Origin of the sequence: Flavobacterium cellulosilyticum (assembly GCF_004349355.1) — a bacterium.
Lineage (GTDB): Bacteria > Bacteroidota > Bacteroidia > Flavobacteriales > Flavobacteriaceae > Flavobacterium > Flavobacterium cellulosilyticum.
The window spans coordinates 428,703-450,418 of record NZ_SMFK01000001.1 but is presented as its reverse complement, the minus strand read 5'-3'; the positions used below and the strand labels follow the sequence as shown (position 1 = coordinate 450,418).

The 21,716-nt window shown below is 33.8% G+C and carries 15 protein-coding genes and 1 tRNA gene; 3 read left to right on the top strand and 13 right to left on the bottom strand.

Features of this window, described 5'->3' with window-relative positions:
* Positions 1–83: 83 nt before the first annotated feature.
* The 4 genes from E0F76_RS01740 to E0F76_RS01720 all read right to left on the bottom strand — a co-directional run bounded on the left by E0F76_RS01740 (position 84) and on the right by E0F76_RS01720 (position 5,104).
* On the bottom strand, positions 84–1,655 hold the full coding sequence (locus E0F76_RS01740; protein ID WP_132000642.1) for a PQQ-dependent sugar dehydrogenase: 1,572 nt from the start codon (positions 1,653–1,655) through the stop codon (positions 84–86).
* Between the two features lie 361 nt (positions 1,656–2,016).
* Complete coding sequence (gene feoB / locus E0F76_RS01730; RefSeq protein WP_132000638.1) at positions 2,017–4,119, bottom strand: ferrous iron transport protein B; 2,103 nt, start codon at positions 4,117–4,119, stop codon at positions 2,017–2,019.
* 5 nt (positions 4,120–4,124) lie between these two features.
* The gene (locus tag E0F76_RS01725; protein WP_132000636.1) at positions 4,125–4,358 is read right to left on the bottom strand and encodes a FeoA family protein; all 234 of its coding nucleotides are present in this window, start codon (positions 4,356–4,358) and stop codon (positions 4,125–4,127) included.
* 80 nt (positions 4,359–4,438) lie between these two features.
* Entirely contained in the window at positions 4,439–5,104 is a 666-nt protein-coding gene (locus tag E0F76_RS01720; protein ID WP_132000634.1) for an SCO family protein, read from the bottom strand.
* Between the two features lie 129 nt (positions 5,105–5,233).
* On the opposite strand from E0F76_RS01720, the gene E0F76_RS01715 reads away from it, so the two are divergent.
* Positions 5,234–7,297 (top strand): M13 family metallopeptidase, encoded by a 2,064-nt coding sequence (locus tag E0F76_RS01715; RefSeq protein ID WP_132000632.1) that lies wholly within the window; start codon positions 5,234–5,236, stop codon positions 7,295–7,297.
* Positions 7,298–7,492: 195 nt separating this feature from the next.
* Here E0F76_RS01715 and E0F76_RS01710 read toward each other — a convergent pair whose 3' ends face one another.
* From E0F76_RS01710 to E0F76_RS01700, 3 genes are all read right to left on the bottom strand, one after another.
* On the bottom strand, positions 7,493–8,659 hold the full coding sequence (locus E0F76_RS01710) for a T9SS type A sorting domain-containing protein (protein WP_132000630.1): 1,167 nt from the start codon (positions 8,657–8,659) through the stop codon (positions 7,493–7,495).
* Positions 8,660–9,522: 863 nt separating this feature from the next.
* Complete coding sequence (locus E0F76_RS01705) at positions 9,523–10,131, bottom strand: 50S ribosomal protein L25/general stress protein Ctc (RefSeq protein WP_132000628.1); 609 nt, start codon at positions 10,129–10,131, stop codon at positions 9,523–9,525.
* 188 nt (positions 10,132–10,319) lie between these two features.
* Positions 10,320–11,261: a ribose-phosphate pyrophosphokinase gene (locus E0F76_RS01700; protein WP_132000626.1), complete on the bottom strand. Its 942-nt coding sequence runs from the start codon at positions 11,259–11,261 to the stop codon at positions 10,320–10,322.
* Between the two features lie 287 nt (positions 11,262–11,548).
* On the opposite strand from E0F76_RS01700, the gene E0F76_RS01695 reads away from it, so the two are divergent.
* Positions 11,549–11,628, top strand: a tRNA-Leu gene (locus E0F76_RS01695).
* A gap of 109 nt (positions 11,629–11,737) precedes the next feature.
* Here the strand turns inward: E0F76_RS01695 and E0F76_RS01690 are convergent.
* Positions 11,738–12,724 carry a Gfo/Idh/MocA family protein gene (locus tag E0F76_RS01690; RefSeq protein WP_132000624.1) on the bottom strand — a complete coding sequence of 329 codons (987 nt, stop codon included), beginning with the start codon at positions 12,722–12,724 and terminating at the stop codon, positions 11,738–11,740.
* 479 nt (positions 12,725–13,203) lie between these two features.
* Here E0F76_RS01690 and E0F76_RS01685 point away from each other — a divergent pair, with 479 nt between their 5' ends.
* Positions 13,204–13,830: a hypothetical protein gene (locus tag E0F76_RS01685; RefSeq protein ID WP_132000622.1), complete on the top strand. Its 627-nt coding sequence runs from the start codon at positions 13,204–13,206 to the stop codon at positions 13,828–13,830.
* Positions 13,831–14,003: 173 nt separating this feature from the next.
* Here E0F76_RS01685 and E0F76_RS01680 read toward each other — a convergent pair whose 3' ends face one another.
* From E0F76_RS01680 to E0F76_RS01660, 5 genes are all read right to left on the bottom strand, one after another.
* Positions 14,004–15,176 carry an aldose epimerase family protein gene (locus E0F76_RS01680; RefSeq protein ID WP_132000620.1) on the bottom strand — a complete coding sequence of 391 codons (1,173 nt, stop codon included), beginning with the start codon at positions 15,174–15,176 and terminating at the stop codon, positions 14,004–14,006.
* An 89-nt stretch (positions 15,177–15,265) separates the two neighbouring features.
* Positions 15,266–16,774 carry an L-arabinose isomerase gene (gene araA, locus E0F76_RS01675; RefSeq protein ID WP_132001620.1) on the bottom strand — a complete coding sequence of 503 codons (1,509 nt, stop codon included), beginning with the start codon at positions 16,772–16,774 and terminating at the stop codon, positions 15,266–15,268.
* 83 nt (positions 16,775–16,857) lie between these two features.
* On the bottom strand, positions 16,858–17,559 hold the full coding sequence (locus E0F76_RS01670) for an L-ribulose-5-phosphate 4-epimerase (protein WP_132000618.1): 702 nt from the start codon (positions 17,557–17,559) through the stop codon (positions 16,858–16,860).
* 10 nt (positions 17,560–17,569) lie between these two features.
* Positions 17,570–19,237, bottom strand: coding sequence for a ribulokinase (locus E0F76_RS01665; RefSeq protein WP_132000616.1), 1,668 nt, complete (start codon positions 19,235–19,237; stop codon positions 17,570–17,572).
* A 170-nt stretch (positions 19,238–19,407) separates the two neighbouring features.
* Entirely contained in the window at positions 19,408–21,393 is a 1,986-nt protein-coding gene (locus E0F76_RS01660) for an alpha-L-arabinofuranosidase C-terminal domain-containing protein (protein ID WP_132000614.1), read from the bottom strand.
* Positions 21,394–21,716 lie beyond the last annotated feature (323 nt).

Here is a 21,716-nt window from a genome sequence, read left to right as displayed (position 1 = left end):
TAGTACAAAACGATTTATATCAAAAGTGATTTGTATAATTTAGTTCAATAATCCTATATATATCAACCCCATTAAATGTATAACTAATTTAAAACCAAATTCTTATGCCAAGAATGTGTTTTAGAGTAAATCTTTAATATATATACCCCAGCTGGTAAATTATCGATTATAGTTTCATTTAAGCCTATTTTCAATTCAGAAACTTCTTTAACCTTTTGTCCTAAAGTGTTGAATATTTGGGCTTTAATATCTTTTTCTCCATTTTCTTTTAATTCTATAAATAATTTTAGTGAGGCTGGATTGGTCCATATTCTAAAATAATTATTAATTTCTTGACTTTTTACGGAAAGATTTTCATTTAAAGTGAATTTTAATATTGCACCAGGATTAGACATTGTAGTAACTGTGGTCATGCCAGTTGAGTTAGAAGTTTTTCCAGATGAGTCTGTAATTATATAAAAAGATTTGCCGTCTGGACTTGCTACTATATCTCTATAACGGTTTTGTGTATAGAAAATTTGTGTAATCTCATTTTGTTCAACTGCCGTTCCCGCTGCATTGAGTTTTAATCGATATACCCGACCCTTTTTTAAACTAGTTACTAATAAAGAATTTTTCCATGCAGGAATAGCATTACTTTCATAAATAGCAATACTAGAAGGAGCTACATTTGGTCGACACATCCAAGCATCTGTGCAATTAGGTGATTTATAGGCATCCGGAGCAAACATTGTAAGAATAGGATCTTGGTAATTTGCAGCAACAAATGATGTCTCATTACCTGCAAGACATCCATCGGCATCATACTGTAAATTATCTTTAATGCCAGCCACAAAGGGCCATCCATAATTTTTTCCAGAATTTATAATATTAACTTCATCATCTGAACTTGGACCATGTTCGTCTGAATATAGTATTCCATTAGTTCCAAAAACGAGGCCTTGTGGGTTACGATGACCATAAGAAAAAATATGGCTTTGTACTCCTCCAAATATTGGATTATCATTTGGGATGGATCCATCGGTATTGAATCGTAATACTTTTCCAAGATAATTTGACCAATTTTTTGCATCTATTTCTTGTTGGCTAGGTAAAAACTGAGCTAAATTAGTACTACATACTTTATTTGCTTGGTCTCCAATGGTGTAATATAGTTTTTTATCTGGCCCAAAAACCAACCTGCCAGATTGGTGGTCATTGAAAGCTGGAAGGTTGTCAATAAGAATTACAGGATTAGATAAAGAGCCATCATTTCCGTTCAAACTATAAGTATATCGAACCAATCTTCGTTTTTCATTCGTTAAACTTGAGCCATAAGTATAAGATAGATACACATAAGGACTTCCCGTAAGGAAGCTTTCATCAAATGCCATACCAAGCAGTCCATCTTGACCTCCTGTAGAGTAGGCATCTGATATATGAATCAATTCATCTCGTTGTCCAGTTGTAGCATTTACCCTAACTACATTACCAGCCGTTTTTTCAGTAACCCATAAATAATTATCTGGCCCATAATTTAGGTCCCAAGGCACTGTTAACAAATTATTATTACCTATTTGGGTCATAGTAAAAGTTTCATTTTGTGCCTGAATAGAAAATTCTATTAGAATTAAAAAGGTAAAAGCCACAAGGCGTAATCGATTACAATAATTCATAAATTTTGTTTAACTGTTAATTTTATAAATAAACAATTATATTTTGGAATTATCATGAAAGTATGCAACTAATTATAAATTTAATTGGTTTTTAGCCATTTTTTTTGTAATTTATTAGCTAACAAAAAAATTATTAGTAAGTATTCAAAAATAAAACTACATTTTAAACAGTAAAATTTTAAAAAGCCACAATGAAATAGTATTTCATTGTGGCTTTTTAATTTAGTGAAACACTAATGACAATTGCAATCATCACCACAGTTTTTATCGCTTTTTTTTCTTTTAAAAAAGAATTTTTTAAACAAAAACACAACTGCAATACCTAGAGTGATAAAAGCTAATATTTCTTGTAACATACTATTTATTTTAAAATTTGATAGGCTAAAAGCGCTACAATATAGGCAAAGCCACTCATAAACACCAATTGACCTAGAGGCCATTTCCAACTATTAGTTTCTTTCTTAGTAACGGCAAGTGTGCTTGCGCATTGCATTGCAAACGCATAAAATAATAAAAGTGAAATTCCAGAGGCAAAATTAAATATTTTTTTTCCTGTTTCTGGATGAACTTCAGATGCCATTTTATTTTTTATTGTGTCTTCATTATCGCTTCCGCCAACACTATATATTGTAGCTAAAGTACCCACAAATACTTCTCTAGCAGCAAAAGAACTGATAATTGCAATACCAATTTTCCAATCATAACCCAAAGGAGAAATGGCAGGCTCAATTGATTTTCCCATTATTCCAATATAGGAATTTTCTAATTTATAGGAAGCTATTTTGCTATTAAGATCTGTTTTATTCAATCCAAAATTTTCGTTTTTTGATGTGATAATTGTATCGGCATCACTAAATTTATGAGTAGGACCATTGGTAGCCAAAAACCATAATATTACTGCAATAGATAGGATAATTTTCCCTGCTCCAAACACAAAAGCTTTGGTTTTTTCGATAACATTAATTACCACATTTTTAAGCAATGGCAACTTATAATTGGGCATTTCGACCACAAAGAAAGTTTTGCAATTCAGTTTAAGTACTTTATGCAGAATGTAGGCTGAAAAGATAGCCATTGCGAATCCAAGAAGATACAAAAACATCAATGTCAAACCTTGTAGGTTAAGAAAACCAAAAACAAATTGATCTGGTATTACGAGTCCAATAATAATGGCATAAACAGGTAATCTGGCTGAACAAGTGGTAAATGGGGTCACCAATATTGTGATTAGTCTTTCCTTCCAGTTTTCAATATTTCGTGTTGCCATAATCGCCGGAATAGCACAGGCAGTTCCTGAGATTAAAGGCACAATGCTTTTTCCGGAAAGACCAAATTTACGCATAATTTTATCCATCAAAAACACTACTCGACTCATATAACCACTTTCTTCGAGTATCGATATGAATAAAAATAAAAAAGTAATTTGAGGTATAAAGATCAAAATTCCGCCTATTCCCGGAATAATTCCTTGTGCGATTAAATTCGTAAATGCTCCTGGCGGTAAGGTATTGTTTGCTAATGAACTCAAGTTTGCAAAAGTACGGTCAATATAATCCATTGGAATTTTTGACCATTCAAAAATAGATTGAAAAATGCCAAATAAGATAAAAAAGAATATAAGATAACCCCAAACTTTATGTGTTAGAATTCGGTCTAGTTTACTCCTAAAATCTTTGGCTGTTGCCGAATTTACTTTTTGACCTACTTTCAAGATTTCATTTATGAATTGATATCTTTTGATGGTTTCTTTTTGTTGCAACCGTTTTAACTCTGAATCGGTTTTTGTAAACGAATTGTTTTTAAGGGATTTTCTATGTAAATCAACGAAATTTACATCCTGAGTGATGACCAACCAAAGTTTATATAAAGACTGGTTTGGGAATGTTTTTCTTAGCGTGTCAAAATAGTCTTCATCAATGGAAGAGGCATTCAAACAAGGAGCTGTAGATAAGGTTTTATAAGTTGTGATTAATTTTTTAAACGAGTCAATTCCAATGTTTTTTCGAGAACTTACTAATGCAATTTTAGTGTTTAGGTGACTTTCTAAATACGGAATATCGAGTGAAATTCCTTTATAATCCATTCTGTCAATCATGTTGATCACCAGAATTGTTGGGATCTCTAAATCTTTTATTTGAGTAAAAAGCAATAAATTACGTTTCAAGTTTTCAACTTCGGAAACCACAACAATTACATCTGGATAGAGTTTGTCGTTCTTATTCAACAAAAGTTCAATCACTACATTTTCATCTGCAGAACTGGCATTCAAACTGTAGGTTCCTGGCAAATCAAGAATATTGGCGTCAATGGTATTTGATAATTTACAAAAACCCATTTTTTTTTCAACTGTAATTCCAGGATAATTTCCAACTTGTTGTTTCAATCCCGTTAGAGCATTAAATACCGAAGTTTTTCCTGTATTAGGATTTCCAATTAATGCTACATTGATATTTTGTTTGCTCATTCGAATTATTTTATAATACTTTCAATCTCAATTTCTCGAGCAGTTTCAATTCGAATGGCAAGATGTGAACCATTTATATCTAGATACAAAGGGTCACCAAAAGGGGCAATTTGAAGTAATTTGACCAAGTTTCCTGGCAAACAACCCATTTCAAGTAATTTTAAAGGTATAATGTCTGCATCAAAATCCTTGATAATGGCACTTTCTCCTTTTTTTAAACTGGCAATCGTAGTTTTCAAACGCTTATTTAGATTGATTTTAGATTACAAAAGTACAGATTAAAAAAGAATATCGTGTGATAAATATCATTTAGCTGGTTTTAGTTCTCGCAAAGCCACTGAATATCTAAGATTAACCTTTGAATTTCCTCTTTTTTAGTCCCATCATAAAAACCACGAACTCGTTTTTTAGAATCAACAAGTACGAAATTTTCGGTGTGTACCATGTCATACAGTTCGTCCGGTTTTCCTTGTTTTACGGCCAAATAGGATTTTCTGGCCATAATATAAATGGCTTTTTTGTCGCCAGTAACCAAGTTCCATTTGCTGTCAACAACACCATTTATTTCAGCATATTCTTTAAGTACAGGAACATTGTCAATATCTGGCATGACGGTGAATGAAAGCAATTTTACCTTTGGATTATCAAGAAAAGCTTTTTGCACATCGACTAAATTGGTAGTCATTTTTGGACAAATAGATTTGCAAGTAGTGAAGAAAAAATCAGCAACATACACCTTGCCTTCATAATCCTTTTGTGTAATAGTTTTGCCGTTTTGATTGGTAAACGAGAAATCGGAAATCTTGTGGTATTTACTTACGTATTGAACCGTACTATCGACCAATTCTGGATTTACATCTGCTGGATTATAGATAGGCAAGGTTTTTTTAGGTTTCAACGCCATATAGAAGAAGTAAAGTACAATGGCGGAAAAGACTAAAAAACCAACAATAAATTTTCGATACTTATAAAAAACAGCTTTCATAAAAATAATTTGTGTCAAAAATACGAAAAGGAAATGTGTTTTAATTTACCTAAATTAGGTTTTCGAAAAATTAACATTTTTTTTTAAATTTTTTGAATAGTTTTGTGATATATCTAACAATTATACTAAATGAAAATAGTTTTAAAAAAACAACTTGTAAATGTCATTCCAGCACTATTCGCTTTTACCTCAATCTATTCTCAAAATGCTATTGATAAACAAGTGCCAGGCATTACTATTTCCAATATGGATTTGAAAGTAAAACCAAATGACGATTTTTTTAGATTCGTAAATGGATCATGGCTTGATAATACCGAAATACCTGCGGATAAAACAACTTGGGGAAGTTTTAATGAATTGCGTCAAAATACTGATAAAGATGCTTTGATAATTTTAAAAGCAGCAGCAAATAATCCAATATACAAATCGAATACAGACCAAGGTAAAGCAGTAGCTTTATACAATACGATTATGGATACCGTTGGTAGAAATAAAAAGGGTTTGTCGCCATTGAAACCTTATTTGGCTAAAATTAATGCCATTAAAAATGTTACCGATTTAGAGGCGTTATTAAACGAAATGGAACCTATTGGAAGTATAGGCTTTTTAGGTGTTGGGATTAGTGCTGATGCAAAAGACAGTAATAAAAACGTAATCTATATTAGTCCTGGAGGTCTAGGATTGCCAGACAGAGATTATTATGTTTCAGATGATAAAGACTCTAAAGAGAAAAGAGAAAAGTACGTAAAACATGTTGCCAGAATGTTGGGCTTTTTGGGAGAAAAACCAGAATTAGCAAAGGCTCACGCCGGAACAATCCTGTCCTTAGAAATTGCCATGTCCCAGCCAAGATTTGACAGAGTAGAAAGGAGAGATAGAAGGAAATCGTATAATCCGATGACAGTGGCCGATTTGCAAAAGTTAACACCATCTATTCATTGGAAAGAATATTTGGCTAAGATTGGTATGAAAAAAGTGGACACTTTGATAGTGATGCAACCTAAGTATATGGCAGCCTTAGAAACTATTTTCAAAGAAAACAAAGTTGAGGAGTGGAAAGCATTTTTGCGCTGGACATTATTAAACAACTCAACGGGAAAATTATCCACAGCAATTGAAAATGCAAATTTTGATTTTTACGGAAAAACGTTAACGGGAGCAATCCAACAAAGACCTCGTGACGAAAAAGCGTTGCAAGTGGTAAATGGCGGTATTGGAGAAGCATTGGGGAAATTATATGTAGAGAAAATGTTTCCAGCTGAAGCGAAAGTAAAAGCTAGAAAAATGATTGATAATATTATAAAAGCTTTCGAAAATCGAATCAACGATTTGACTTGGATGACTGCAGAAACCAAAGCTAAAGCTGTTGAAAAGTTAAACAAAATCACTATCAAAATTGGGTATCCCGACAAATGGAAAGATTATTCTACTTTAGCTATAAAAAGTCCAACAGAAGGTGGAAGCTATTTTGAGAATTCAAAAAATCTTTCTCGTTGGAGTTTTCAAGATGATTTAGATAAATTATACAAACCAGTAGATAAAACAGAATGGCATATGTCGCCACAAACGGTCAATGCTTATTATAATTCTGCTTATAATGAAATTGTATTTCCAGCAGCTATTTTGCAACCCCCGTTTTACAATTACCAAGCAGACGAAGCAGTAAATTATGGAGGAATTGGAGCTGTTATAGGTCATGAAATTTCTCATGGATTTGACGATTCTGGATCTCGTTATGACGCAAATGGAAATCTAAATGATTGGTGGTCAGAAGTGGATCAAAAGCAATTTGCATCATTAACAGGATCGCTTGCCGACCAATTCAGCGCATTAGAACCGCTACCCGGAATTCATGTTGACGGAAAATTCACTTTGGGCGAAAATATAGGGGATTTAGGCGGTATAAATGCGGCTTATGATGGATTACAACTATTTTTAAAAGAAAATGGAAATCCAGGATTAATCGATGGGTACACTCCAGAACAGCGTTTCTTTATTTCGTGGTCTACCGTTTGGAGAACAAAAATGAGGGATGATGCCATAAAAACATTAGTCAAAACAGATCCACATTCACCAGGTATTTATCGTGGGTATGTTCCTTTGTTGAATATTGATGCATTCTATCAAGCTTTCAATATTAAATCAGGTGATGGAATGTATGTTGCTCCAGAGAAAAGAGTGAAAATCTGGTAGTGAAAATGCATACAAAAAATTCCCAAGTTCTCACTTGGGAATTTTTTTTGGTATAATTATAGGGATTTTCGTTCCAATCTAGTAAATAAGTGAAATGGTTAATACTCATATACTGTAGTACAATTGTATCCCTGATTAGTTCAGTTTTATTTCAATATATACAAAGTGAAGCTGTTTTATCCTGATGCTTTTTTATTATTGTTTAATAATTTTAGCTGCTCTCCCTTTGTTAAATTGTAGAAAGTATAATCCATTGGCAAGGTTTTTAATATCAATTTTTTCATTATCAGAAATAGTTCCTTTAAATACTTCTACACCTGAAGCAGAATACATTTTATAATTTTCTGATGTCTCTATGCCTGAAACTTGAATATAATTGTTGGATGGATTTGGGGAAATAGATAAATTTTTAGTACTAATTTCAAAAACTTCTTTGTCTAAAATAATGGCATTGTTATAATCATAGGTGATTCTGGAACTATTTTCAAAACTACTAGTTGTAACGTTATAATTAAATGAATTTACTCGTATTATCTGGTTTACATAAGGAAAATCCGCTGTAATATTATCTAATCCGGTTTTGTCATTAAAAGGATGTACATAATTAGACATAAGATTAGATGTATTGTACACGTATTCATCTTTGGAAATAGAATTCCCATATGTAAGTATTTGACGTACGCGATTGCCTGTGACATCAAATTCATTTTCAATTTTGTCAACTTGATTCCATAAGTTTACCATCCATTCCTCATAGATTTCGGTTATCATTTTATTATTGGAGTTATAAGTATACGAACTTCGTGATGAATTAACCCATTGTGAATTGATCCAATCTTCTGTCAAAAACCCAATAATCCTGTTATTGGCGTTATAGATTACTGTAGAACGATCTTTAAGTACCCATTGTGAGCCAGCCCAGTTGTAAGTTGTAGATGAGCTTGGTAAATTATTAGTATATGAAATAGTAAATTTCTCGTCATTTACCCATTGTGAATTGGTCCATTTTGAATACAATTGTTCTGTGATCATTCCATTAGTATAGGTGTGTGTTGTTTTCCAAGAATTCTCGAATTGATTTGTAGTTTCATTCCAATTTTGATCCAGTTCTTCGACAGCTTTATTGCTAAGATTGTACGTATAACTGTATTTGTAGCTGTTTTTCCATTTATTATTTAAAAAATCCCATGAGTAATTAGTTTCTACTGTAAGGTTGTTATTAGTGTTGTATTCATAATTAGTAGCATTAATTTTTTGCCAATTTGAACCATCGTAGTATTCTTGAGTACTGGATAATAATTTGTTTTGTCCTTGCATTGTTATCGTACATGCGATTAGCATCAATAGTGTGATTTTTTTCATGACTATTAGGTTTTTAATTATTATCAGTTACTTTTTAATTCACATAAGATTCAACTTTATTATTTATTGTAATTTTTGTAGACACATTAAGAATGTAATTTTGAACTACTTTATTTTTATTGTAAAGTGCTGATATAAAGATATAAAACAATTTTAAAAGGTGCTATTGTTTTATTATTTATTTATTTTAACGAATATTATTAATTTTAGAGTTCAAATAAAGCTATGGCAGAAAACCGATATAGTTTAAAAATAGTATCCTGATTTTTAGAGAAACTACATTGAATACACAATCGTAATTTTTGAGAGGAACAATGCATTTCTAATTGTTGTTCTATTTATTGGGGACAGTTTTCAAAACTGCGCTCGCATTCACGACTTTATTTTGTCATTTCTGATTCATTGTTTCTAAGTAAGATATTCGCTCTATTTTTCTTCGTTTAATGTTTAAGATTACGATGCAACAATTTATTTCATTCCTATGGAGTCATTCTAGTAAGACGAATGTTAAAATGATGTTTTTTGGAAATGCGACGACAATCTAGATTGAATTGTAATTTTAAATTTAAAGCCACTATGGGGTTTTATTCTAATGATATAGTAATTAAGGAAATGCTTTAGTAAAAGGTCTTGAGGAATGAAAAATTAGGTTTGGCCCAGATTTTAGGAATAGGTATTTTGAAAAAGAGTTTTTCTTCATGAGCCCTGATGGAAGTGGCATCCTTTTGTTCTGGGGTTCAGAACAAAAGATAAAACGGACAGCAGGAGTTTAGGGTGTTATAAAAAAGAGTTGCTGTGCTCCATAAAACAAAAAAAGCACCAATCTTTCGATTGATGCTTTCTTGAGAATATTTTGAAAAATATTATTTTTTCTTTTTTGCTGCAGGAGCTTTCGCTGCTTTTGCTGCTTCTTGTGCTGCTTTCATAGCTGCACGAGAGATTCTAACTTGGCAAACAACAGTGTTGTCTGGGTGTAATAATTTGTATTTGTCAGAAACAAGTTTCGTTACATACAATTTGTTTCCCATTTCAAGTGAAGAAATGTTAGCTTCAATATAATCAGGAAGATTTGCTGGCAATGCTTTAACTTTCAATCTACGTGTGTTCAAACGTAAATCACCTCCTAAAAGTACACCTGGAGATACACCAGAAAGTTTAACTGGAACTTCCATTGTGATTTCTTTGTCATCAAATAATTGAAAGAAGTCAATGTGTAAAATTTTGTCAGACACAGGGTGAACCTGAATGTCTTGTAAAATTGCATTGAATGATTTTCCTTCAAGTTCAATCGCAACTGTGTGTGCGTTTGGAGTGTACACCAAGCTTTTGAATGCTTTTTCTTCTGCTGAAAAATGTACTGGTTGATCTCCTCCGTATAACACGCAAGGAACCGCTCCAGCATTACGTAAGGCTTTAGTCGCAACTTTTCCCACGCTTTCTCTTTCTGATCCTTTAATTGTAATTGATTTCATTGTAAATTTTATATAGTTATTAATTAAACTCTTTTTTTAGTGATTAGTGATTGGCTTTTAGTGATTGGCAGATGCTAAAAACTAATTCCTATTTTCTAATCGCTTTTTTGTTTTGTAATTGCATTTAGTAATTTTTTAGTGTTTAATTTTGGCTATTCACAAATTACTCAAAGCTAATTACTAGTGTTTTACATTATAAACTTTCCACTAATGGAATTGTTATGATGTACCATGTGCATAACTTCAGCAAAAAGTGGGGCACAACTCAACACTCTTATTTTGTTTGATTCTCTCTTTAATGGGATAGAATCGGTAACGATCAATTCTAATAATTTCGATTGCTCTATTTTTTCGTAGGCACCTCCTGATAAAATGGCATGTGTACATATTGCTCTAACGCTCAATGCTCCTTTATCCATCATTAGATCAGCGGCTTTCGCCAATGTTCCTCCTGTATCAATCATGTCGTCTACCAAAATCACGTTTTTTCCAACTACGTCACCAATTAATTCCATGGTGTCGATAATGTTGGCTTCTTTTCTTTGTTTGTAACAAATTACCACGTCCGATTCTAAAAATTTTGAATAGGCATAAGCTCTTTTAGAACCTCCCATATCTGGCGAAGCAATGGTTAAATTATCTAAACCTAAACTTTCTACATAAGGTAAAAAGATAGTAGAAGCAAAAAGATGGTCTACTGGTTTTTCAAAGAATCCTTGAATTTGATCGGCGTGCAAATCCATTGTCATTACTCTTGTTGCTCCAGCAGTTTCTAATAATTTAGCCACTAATTTAGCTCCAATCGGAACTCTTGGTTTGTCTTTACGGTCTTGTCTGGCCCATCCAAAATACGGCATAACAGCAGTAATGTGTCTGGCAGAAGCGCGTTTTGCAGCATCTATCATTAACAATAATTCCATTAAATTGTCAGCATTTGGAAAAGTTGAACAAACAATAAATACGCGTAAACCTCTTATTGACTCTTCGTATGATGGCTGAAATTCTCCATCACTATAATGTGACATTGTCATTTTACCTAAAGGAATTCCATATTCCTTAGCTATCTTCTCTGCAAGGTATTCACTCTGTGAACACGCAAAAATTTTAGCTTCTGGCTCTAAATTTGACATTTAAATTGTTGTTTTTATTCCGATACGCTACAGTCAATTGGGTTTTGTTTTTCGATCAAACCAGATTTTTGTATACGCCTCGAATGTAGTTAGTTAGTGTGTTTCCTTTTACCGAGGTGCAAATTTAGGAATAAATTTCAACTCTGAAAGGAAAATTTTAAGTATTTTTAATTGATTTTTAATTTTATTTTTTACATTTGCACCGTGTTAAAGGAATCGATGGTTGATTTATAACAATCTCCTCTTTTATTGCGTTGAAATAACTGTCGTTATTTCATGTCTGCTAAGCCCGGATGGCGGAATTGGTAGACGCGCTGGTCTCAAACACCTGTGGGAAACCGTGCCGGTTCGACTCCGGCTCCGGGTACAAAAACCGCTTCGAAAGAAGCGGTTTTTTTGGTTTTAGGCATTTTCTGTTTGTAAATATGCCATTTTATAAAAAGTTCGTTTAGGAAAGAGTAAATTATTTAGTTCCTTTATTTTTCAATTTTTCCTAAAATCCTATCCATAACCCAACTAGTATGAACAGCGGTCAAACCATTGGAAGGATGTTTTATATTATTCAAAAGCTGATCTCGGATTCTTTCTACATGATGCAATTGAACGTTTTCTGGATGTTCTATATAAAGTTCCGTTTCGCCTTCGTCATTTAATAGGATGATGGGATCATTTTCAAATATGGAAAAATAAATTACTCCATGAGTTCCTGTGATTTCCACCTTATCTTCTCGTTTATTTGATCCAAAATTCCAGTTTCCATTACCAGTTATCCCATTTTCATGTATCCAACAGGCAGTTGTAGCATCTGTAGCCGAATACAAACCTTGTTGGTTCAAACTATAACCCGACACTTCCTTAATGTCTCCCAATAGAAAATTAAATAAATCCAAACCATGACTTGCCAAATCATCAAAATACCCACCAGGAGCCACTTTGGCATCGGTGCGCCAATTGTATTCTCCTGATAAATCTTGGGCTGATACTGGCTTAGTCAAATTCCAGCGAATCGATCGAACAGTACCAATTGTATTGGTGTCGAGCCATTTTTTAATCTGCTCAAAGCGGGGTAAAGTGCGTCTATAATAGGCCGTAAACAACGGAATGTTTTTAGCGGAAAAAGCTTCATTAATTTCGAAACTTTCCTTATAACTTGGTGCCAATGGTTTTTCGATACAGCAAATTTTTCCAGCCAAGGCTACTTTTAGACCATAAAAATGATGCGTATCTGGTGGAGTAGCAATGTAAATTGCATCAATTTCTGGGTCATTTATTAAAGCATCTGCATCCGAATAATATTTACTGATGTGATGTCTTTTGGCATAATCGGCCGCTTTTTCGGCGTTTCTTCGCATCACAGCTTCAATTTTAAATCCTGTAGTTTTTTGATAAGCCGGACCACTTTTTACTTCAGTAACATCACCACATCCCAAGATTCCCCAACGAACTATATTTGAATTAGCCATTTGATTTTTTTTGTAAAAATACTGAATATTGAATTATTGAGATGTGAATGCGAAGTAAATTTAATGAACTCTGGATAAAAAAATTAGAAATAAAATACCAGCTAATCTAAAGATAATTCCAATCGAATGCTTATTTGTCCCCAGTTGAATTATGGTAGAATACTTTATTTTGGACAAAATTTAATAGTTTTTAGTATAAATGAATTATGTTGTTTCCTTTGAAATGATATCGGTTTTTGTTTTTAACATATTACTTTAACATTGATTCTAAGGAAAGTGTTATTTTTTATATATTTTTTTTCAAAGCTTAACTGAATGAAAAACAGTTGTTTGTATCTGTGAAATAGCTTACTAGTTGGACTGCACGAAATGATTGAATAATTTTTTGGCACGCTACTTGGATATAGCTAATCAAATTAGTTAAAAAAAAGCGATAGCCGAAAAGCTCAAGAGTAGGCAAAATTCAAAATATATTAATTATGAAAAAAATTACCCTTTTAGTAGCTAGTATCTTCCTTTTTGGAGGTGTTGTAGCCAATGCAGCAGATAGAAATCAGAGAAGATCTCCTGTAGATTTTAGAAATGCAGATCCAATTGCATTTACAGAGAGAGGAATAGACTTTTATGTATTTGCTGACGGACAATTTGACTTCAATACGGATGCCGATCTGTATAATAAGTCAAATAGAAGAAATGAGCCTAATAGATCCTATGGAAAGCATGGAAATGGTTCGAAATGGAATTATGGAGTAGCAGTAAAGCAAGATCGGAGTGGTAAAGTAAGACGTGTTGGAAATGTAATTATAAACTATGATTCTAGAAATAGAGTTAGTAGTATTGGTTCAGTTGATATGGATTATAACCGTTACGGATTGACTCAAGTAGGTGGATTGCATATCGTTTATAACCACCATAGTCAAATAGTTGATGTGTTTGGAGATGTAAATAATAGCAGTAGAAATCAAGTTGGCTATTATGATAATAACCATAATGATAATGATTATGGAGATAATTGTAATATGAATATGCAAGACAACAACTATATTAATAATAGTCCAAGGCCCAATAAAGTGGTTGCGAGTTTAGATATAAGATTAAATAGATAGCTTAGTTGAAAATTGTTATTTCATTAAAATTCCGCTGGTATTCGTATTGGCGGAATTTTTTTATTTCATTCAATATTTTATAATAATTGGAGTATACAACCTTGATAATTTACTATAATATAAAAAAAACCTCGAAGTGATGCTTCGAGGTTTGTTGCTGTATGCGATTTTTATTATTTCACAGAAAATTTAAACGTTGTTTTTGTTTTATAATTTTCCCCTGGATTCAATACCGTAGTTGGAAACTCTTTTTGGTTTGGAGAATCTGGATAATGTTGTGTTTCTAGACATAAACCTGTTCTGTATGCATAAGTACCGGTGGTTCTAGTTGGCAAAGTTCCATCTAAGAAGTTACCTGTGTACAATTGAATTCCTGGCTGGTCTGTGTATACTTCAAGGAATCTTCCGCTTGTTGGATCATAAGCAGAGGCTGCAAAACGGAAGCCTTTGTCTTGATTGTTCAACACCCAGCAATGGTCGTATCCTAATCCTTTTTTTAATTGATCGTCTTTAACTTCAATATCTTTTCCGATTACTTTTGGTTTTCTGAAATCAAAAGGCGTGTTCGTTACATCTGTTAATTCCCCTGTTGGGATTAAGTCTGCATCGACAGGTACTAATTTATCGGCATCAATAACTACTTCATCATTTAAAATAGGTTTTGTAAAATCGCCAGAAAGGTTAAAATAAGAGTGTTGCGTCAAGTTCAATACCGTTTTCTTGTCTGTTGTCGCCTCATACAAAACATCCAAAGCATTGTCATTATTCAAAGTGTAGGTAACATAAACAGTCAGGTTACCTGGGTAGCCTTCTTCCATGTCTTTGCTTACATATTTCAATTTTAATGTGGCAGTATCTCCACCTTTAGCTTCTTCGGCGGTCCAAATTGCTCTATGAAAACCTTCTGGTCCACCATGTAGTGCATTTACACCATTGTTTTTTGCCAATTGGTATTCTTTTCCGTCTAAAGTAAACTTGCCTTTAGCAATGCGGTTTCCGTATCTTCCGATAAGTGCTCCAAAATAAGGATTGTCTTTAGTATATTGTTCTAAATTATTAAAACCAATTACCACTTCTTCTGAAACTTTGTCTTTGTTAGGGACTTTCAACGATCTAATGATGCCACCATATGTCATGATGTCCACTTCCATTCCGTTTTGGTTTTTTAGTTTGTAACTTTCAATAGAGTCTCCTTTTGGAGTCACTCCATAAGCCGATTTTTCGATGGTTACTGTTTCGGCAACTGCTGGAGCCTCCTGTGATTTTTTATCACCTTTACATTGTATATTCATACTGGCTAAACTTAATATGGAAAATCCATAAATGCAACGTTTTAATAGATTCATGATTAATGGTTTTTGGTTAAATTTTATGTAAAAACAAAAGCCTAAGAGTTCAAATTTAAATAAACTTTTAGACTTTCGAGATTTAATTATTATAATCCGTGTTGAAACAAGTGATAATACGCTTCATTGGCATTCAAAGTATCTTTGAAATTGCGGATTTTGGTGTCGTTGTCAATCACTACCAATTCGATTCCAGCCATATCGGCAAAATCCTCCATATATTCTGTTGTTATCGCTTGGCTATAAACAGAATGGTGTGCTCCACCAGATAAAATCCATGCTGTAGCCGCGATTTCAAGGTTTGGTTTACAATCCCATAATACACGTGCTACTGGTAGTTTCGGTAATTCTTGCATTGGTTTAACCGCTACAACTTCGTTTACAATCAAACGGAAACGCGTTCCCATGTCTATCAAAGATACATTGATCGCTTCTCCTGCTGGAGAATTAAAGACCAAACGAACTGGATCTTCTTTTCCTCCAATTCCTAATGGATGGATTTCGCAAGATGTATTTCCATCCGAAATAGACGGACAAATTTCTAGCATGTGAGAACCTAATACATATGATTTCTCGGGTGTAAAGTGATAGGTATAATCTTCCATGAAAGAAGTTCCTCCCTCAAGACCTACATTCATGACTTTTAAAGCACGCACCATGGCCGCTGTTTTCCAGTCGCCTTCGCCTCCAAAACCGTATCCATCAGCCATTAAACGCTGCGATGGAATTCCAGGTAATTGTTTCCAAGCGCCTAAATTTTCGAAAGTATCAGTGTAAGCTCCAAATCCTCCTTCTTCTAAGAAAGCTCTTAATCCTAATTCGATTTTAGCTGCATCAGCTAAAGATTGTCTTTGCGCTCCACCTTCTTTTAAGGAGGGCGTCAAATTATAAGAAGCTTCATAAACAGCCAATAAATCGTTTATTTGTGCATCCGTAACTTTATCCATGTGTTTGGTAACATCAGAAGAATCGTATGCGTTAACTGACATTCCAAAACGTATTTGCGCTTCTACTTTGTCTCCTTCAGTAACTGCAACTTCGCGCATATTGTCACCAATACGGGCTACTTTTAAGTTCTGCAATTCATCCCAACCTAAAGCTACTCTTGTCCAGATCCCTAATTTTCTTAAAACTTTATCGTCTTCCCAATGTCCAACAACAATTTTACGTTTTTTGCGCATTCTAGACATCATAAACCCAAACTCTCTATCGCCGTGAGCCGATTGATTTAAATTCATAAAGTCCATATCGATAGAACTCCATGGAATTTCAGCATTGTACTGTGTGTGTAAATGACACAATGGTTTTTTAAGAATTCGTAGTCCACCAATCCACATTTTAGCTGGAGAGAAGGTGTGCATCCAAGCAATAATTCCAATACAGTTTCGTGTTGAGTTAGCTTGCAAACATATATTTAGAATTTCCTCAGGTGATTTTACCACTTCTTTAAAAATAATTTTCACAGGAATATGTGAAGATCCATCTAATCCTTTTGCAATATGCTGTGAATGTACCGCTACTTGTCTAAGGGTTTCTTCACCGTATAATTCTTGGCTTCCTACTACAAACCAAACTTCTTTTTGAGAAATATCAATCATTTTTTTATTTTTTATTTGTTTACTTTTCATTTGAAACAGCAACGAGATCTGTAATCAAAAATCGTTAATCTGCAATTTAAAATTTACTGTCCGTAATACGAATCTTTTCCGTGTTTTCGGTCGTAATGTTTTTTGATTAGTGAATCTTTCAATCTTGGTGCATTCGGATTTATTAGCAAAGTTAAATGTGCCATTTCAGCCACTACTTCTAAAACTTTAGAGTTGTAAACTGCTTTTGCAGCTGTTTTTCCCCAAGCAAAAGGGCCGTGATTTCCGATCAAAATCATTTCTACTTCTTCGTAAGAAAGATTTTTTTCTTTGAAACAATCTAGAATTTGAATTCCGGTATTGTGTTCGTAATTTCCTTCGATCAATGTGTCGTCCATTGGCGGAGCACATGGAATATCTTTAGTCAAATGGTCGGCATGCGTAGTTCCAAAAATAGGAATGTCTCTTTGTGCTTGAGCCCAAGCTACTGAATAAGTAGCGTGCGTATGAGCAACTCCGCCAATGTTGGGCCAGTTTTTGTACAAATAAGCATGCGTTTTTGTGTCAGATGACGGACGCATACTTCCTTCGATAATGTTGTTATCAAAATCAACAATTACAATATCTTCCGGTTTTAATACTTCATAGGCCACTCCGCTCGGTTTGATGGCAAAAACACCATTTTCTCTATCTACTGCGCTTACATTCCCAAAAGTATAAACTACCAATTTTAATTCGTTTAATTGCATGTTTGCCTCGTAACATTCTTGTTTTAAAGCTTCGTGTTTTGAACTCATTCTATATTATTTACTTCGTTATACTTTCGACAAATTGAGCCAAGTCCGAATAGGAATCCATCAATTCATGGTATTTTTCAATTTTATCCGCTTGGGGAAAATATTCACTTTCAAAATCACTTCCCATTTTTTTGCTTGCTTCAATGACGTTTGGATAAATTCCGGCAGCAACTGCAGCATAAATAGCCGCTCCCAAAGCAGGTGCTTGATCCGATGCCGCTACTTTGATGGGTTTGTTTAATACGTTTGCCAAAGTTTGCATGATAAATGGCGATTTTCTTGCCACACCACCAATTCCGATAACGCTATCAATGCGAACGCCTTCTTCTTCAAAACGGTCTACAATTTTCTTAGATCCAAAACAAATCGAATTGATTAAAGCTTTGAAAAGATGCGGTGCTTTTGTACCCAATGAAATATTTGAAATAGCACTTTTTAATCCTTGATTGGCATCTGGAGTTCTACGGCCATTTACCCAATCCAAAGCGGTTGGAATGCTCTCTGACAAAGGAATCGTTTCTGCTTGCTCCGTTAATTTTTTGATGAAATTAGATTCCACTTCTTCTTTTAACTGTGCTTTTTGATTTTCTGATAAAATAGCCGAATTGTACACTAAATTATCCAAAGGCCAAGACAAGGTATCTTTGAACCAAGCCAAAACGTCTCCAAAAGCGGATTGCCCTGCTTCAAGCCCAATATAACCTGGAATTACAGAACCATCGACTTGTCCGCAAATTCCTTTTACTGTTTTACTACCAACGGTTTCGTTTGATGCAATTATAATATCACAGGTTGATGTTCCCATTACACGAACCAAAGTATGCTCGTCAATTTTGGCTCCCACTGCTCCTGAGTGTGCGTCAAAAGTACCTACTGCAATAATAGTATCTGTTGTTAATCCTAATTTAGTAGCCCATTCTTGGTTTAAAGTTCCAGCTACCTTGTCAGAAGTATAGGTTTCATTATATAAATTACCTCTAAGTTGTGCCAAATATGGATCTAGTTTTTCTAGGAATTCCTCTGGTGGTAACCCATTCCAGTCTTCGTGCCACATGGCTTTATGACCCGCGGCGCAACGACTTCTTTTGAATGTTTTTAAATCTTTATCATCGATTAATAAATAAGTCATTAAATCGCAATGTTCCATCCAAGTGTAAGCAGCGTTTTTAACGGCTTCGTCTTCACGAGCTACGTGCAAAATCTTGGCCCAAAACCATTCTGATGAATAAATTCCACCTTCGTATTTGGTAAAATTTTCTCCACCCCAAGTGGCTGCTAGTTCATTGATTTCATTGGCTTCATTTATAGCAGTATGGTCTTTCCATAAAACCATCATGGCATTCGGATTGTGTTCGAATCCTTTTGTCATAGCCAGCGGCGTTCCATCTGATGTGACTGGAATAGGGGATGACCCCGTTGTGTCGATACAAATACTTCGTATTTGAGAAGCAGGAATATTCCCTTTAGCAACGACTGATTTTATTGTAATTTCTAATCCTTCGATATGATCTAAAGGATGTTGACGAAATTGATTTATGGTTGCATTGCAATATTCATTTTTTTTCCATCTTTTATAATTGCATACTTCAGAAGCCAATTCATGACCATTCTCCGTATCTATCAATACTGCACGAACAGAGTCTGAGCCATAATCTAATCCTATTACATAATTTTTCATTCTTGATTTTTTTAATTTCAATTACAAATATACCAAATATAAATTTACAAGTGTACAATAAACACTTAATTTAGTTTAAGCATAGTTATTTTTACTAATTCATCAACAAAATAACTAAAATTGACACTAATGAAAAGCAATAAAAAAGAATTGATTCCTTTTCATTACGATTATTTCATCTTTAATTTCAAAACAATCACAGAATGGGCTGGTAAACTCAATTGTGCGTTTTTATTTTTTAATTTAAATTCACTTTCTGTTGGACTAATTTTTTTAGGAAATTCAAAGGAATTTACATCATCTAGTTTCGCACTTGTTAGTGTTTCAACAATTCCTTTGGATTGTAAATTACTGCCTTTTAAATCAATGGAGACGTCTTGAGGATTCGCTGATGCATTCACTAATTTTACAATTACTTCTTTGGTATTTATGTCTTTCACTGCTGAAGCAAACAGATCATTTTGCCCTGTAACCGGTTTTCCGTCTTTAGTGATGGCTAATAAATCGGTTCCTTTATTGGTCGAAAATAATTTTTGCACATAATAATTGGCAGAACCATAAGCCTCTAAATTATTGAACCATATCATATCTGGTGTCCATTGCCAAGCTTCTGCATGAGCCATTAAAGGCGCATATGAAGTTAAGTGAACCACCTCGGCATTTCGTTCCAATCCCGTCATAAAAGCCGCTTCTGAAAAAGCACATTCCCAGTTGTTTTTATTATCAGGACTCGCAATGGCTACACTTTGTGCAGCATATTCTCCAGCAAAAACTTTAGGCCCTTTTCTATCGTAATTATCATAACGAGTGGCATTATCTCGAAACCATTTTGGGTTTTTATAATAATGTTCGTCCACGATTTCGGCATTTAATTTTTTAAGTTCCGTTGTTCCATATTCAAAATAGTCTCCTTCAGGAAACGGGCCAGAACCTGAAACGATTGTCATTGCGGGATATTTTGATTTTATAGCTTTCACAAAAACTTTGTATCTTTCGATGTATTCTGGTCCCCATTGTTCGTTTCCAACACCTATATATTTTAAATTAAATGGCTTTCGATGTCCCATTTCTGATCTTATTCTTCCCCAAGGAGTATCTACTGAACCATTGGCAAATTCGATTAAGTCTAAAGCATCTTGAACATAAGGATTCAATTCGTCCATTGGCACCAATTCACCAGAATTAAACTGACAAGCCATTCCACAACTCAAAATTGGTAATGGCGCTGCTCCAATATCTTCGGAAAGTTGAAAATATTCAAAAAATCCCAAACCAAAAGTTTGAAAGTAATCTGGAGCTAGTTTATGGTCAAATTCAGTATTCCAACGATTAATTAAAGTTTCTCTTTTGTCAACATCACCAATTGTTTTTTTCCATTGGTAACGTTGTGCCAAAGTTCTTCCTTCGACAATACAACCTCCTGGAAAGCGTAAAAATCCAGGCTTCAGATCATACAAAAGTTGTACAATATCTTTCCGTAAGCCATTTTTTCTATGGTTCCAAGTGTCTTCTGGGAATAAAGAAATCATATCTAAATCAATTGTTCCTGAACCTACGAAAGTGATTTTTAATTGTGCTTTTGCTTCGGTTTCAGTTGCTACAAATTGTGATGTATAGGTTTGCCAATCATTGGATGTTGGCACAATAGCGGTTTCACCAAGCACTTTTTTGTTTTTATCAATAAATTGAAAAACGATTTTTTTAATCGCTCCGTTGTGATTAGCTGCTTTTATAGAAAGATTGTATTTTGAATCTTTTTTGACTCCCATGCCTCTGAAGCCTTCATTAATCAGACTGTATCCTTTGTCGTCATTTACAAGAACGCTACAAAAATTAGGATTAGTTTTATTTTCCGATACATTAATTGTTTTTGCAAAACCCGATCGTGTATTCAATGAGTGACGATCACTATTGGGTTGCGACCAACCCATCATTGGCGCTTCAAATTCAAAGGAACGGTTTTTTACCATTTCAGCATATAATCCTCCGTCAGCTGCGAAATTGATGTCTTCAAAAAACACACCATACATCGTAGGTTGAATTTTAGTAATTGTTTTGGTAACATCAACTTCTAAAGTTGTCTTTTGGGCATTGGCAAAAAAGCCAGAAATCAAGAGGCCACAAAGAGTGATTTTTGTAATTAAGTTGTTTTTCATTTTTTTGTATACTTTTTGATTGTTTTTTGTCTTCGTAATTTATCCAAATGTTTATTTTTCCTCTAGCAATAAGAAAATTATTCAAACGGCCTTATTCTTCACATTTCTGAATGTATATTCAACAGGTTTTTCTTGAACTTTTTTTTAAATTGGTAACCAAAAATTATCTGCCAACTTAACATTTTGAATGTTTACAGGTAGGAAGGTGTATACCAACTTTTGAGGCTCATTTGATTTTTTTGAGCGTTATTGACAATGTCAATTAACGATTAGTAACAACTACAAATAAATTAATACTGTTTTTATTAAGGTTATTTTATATA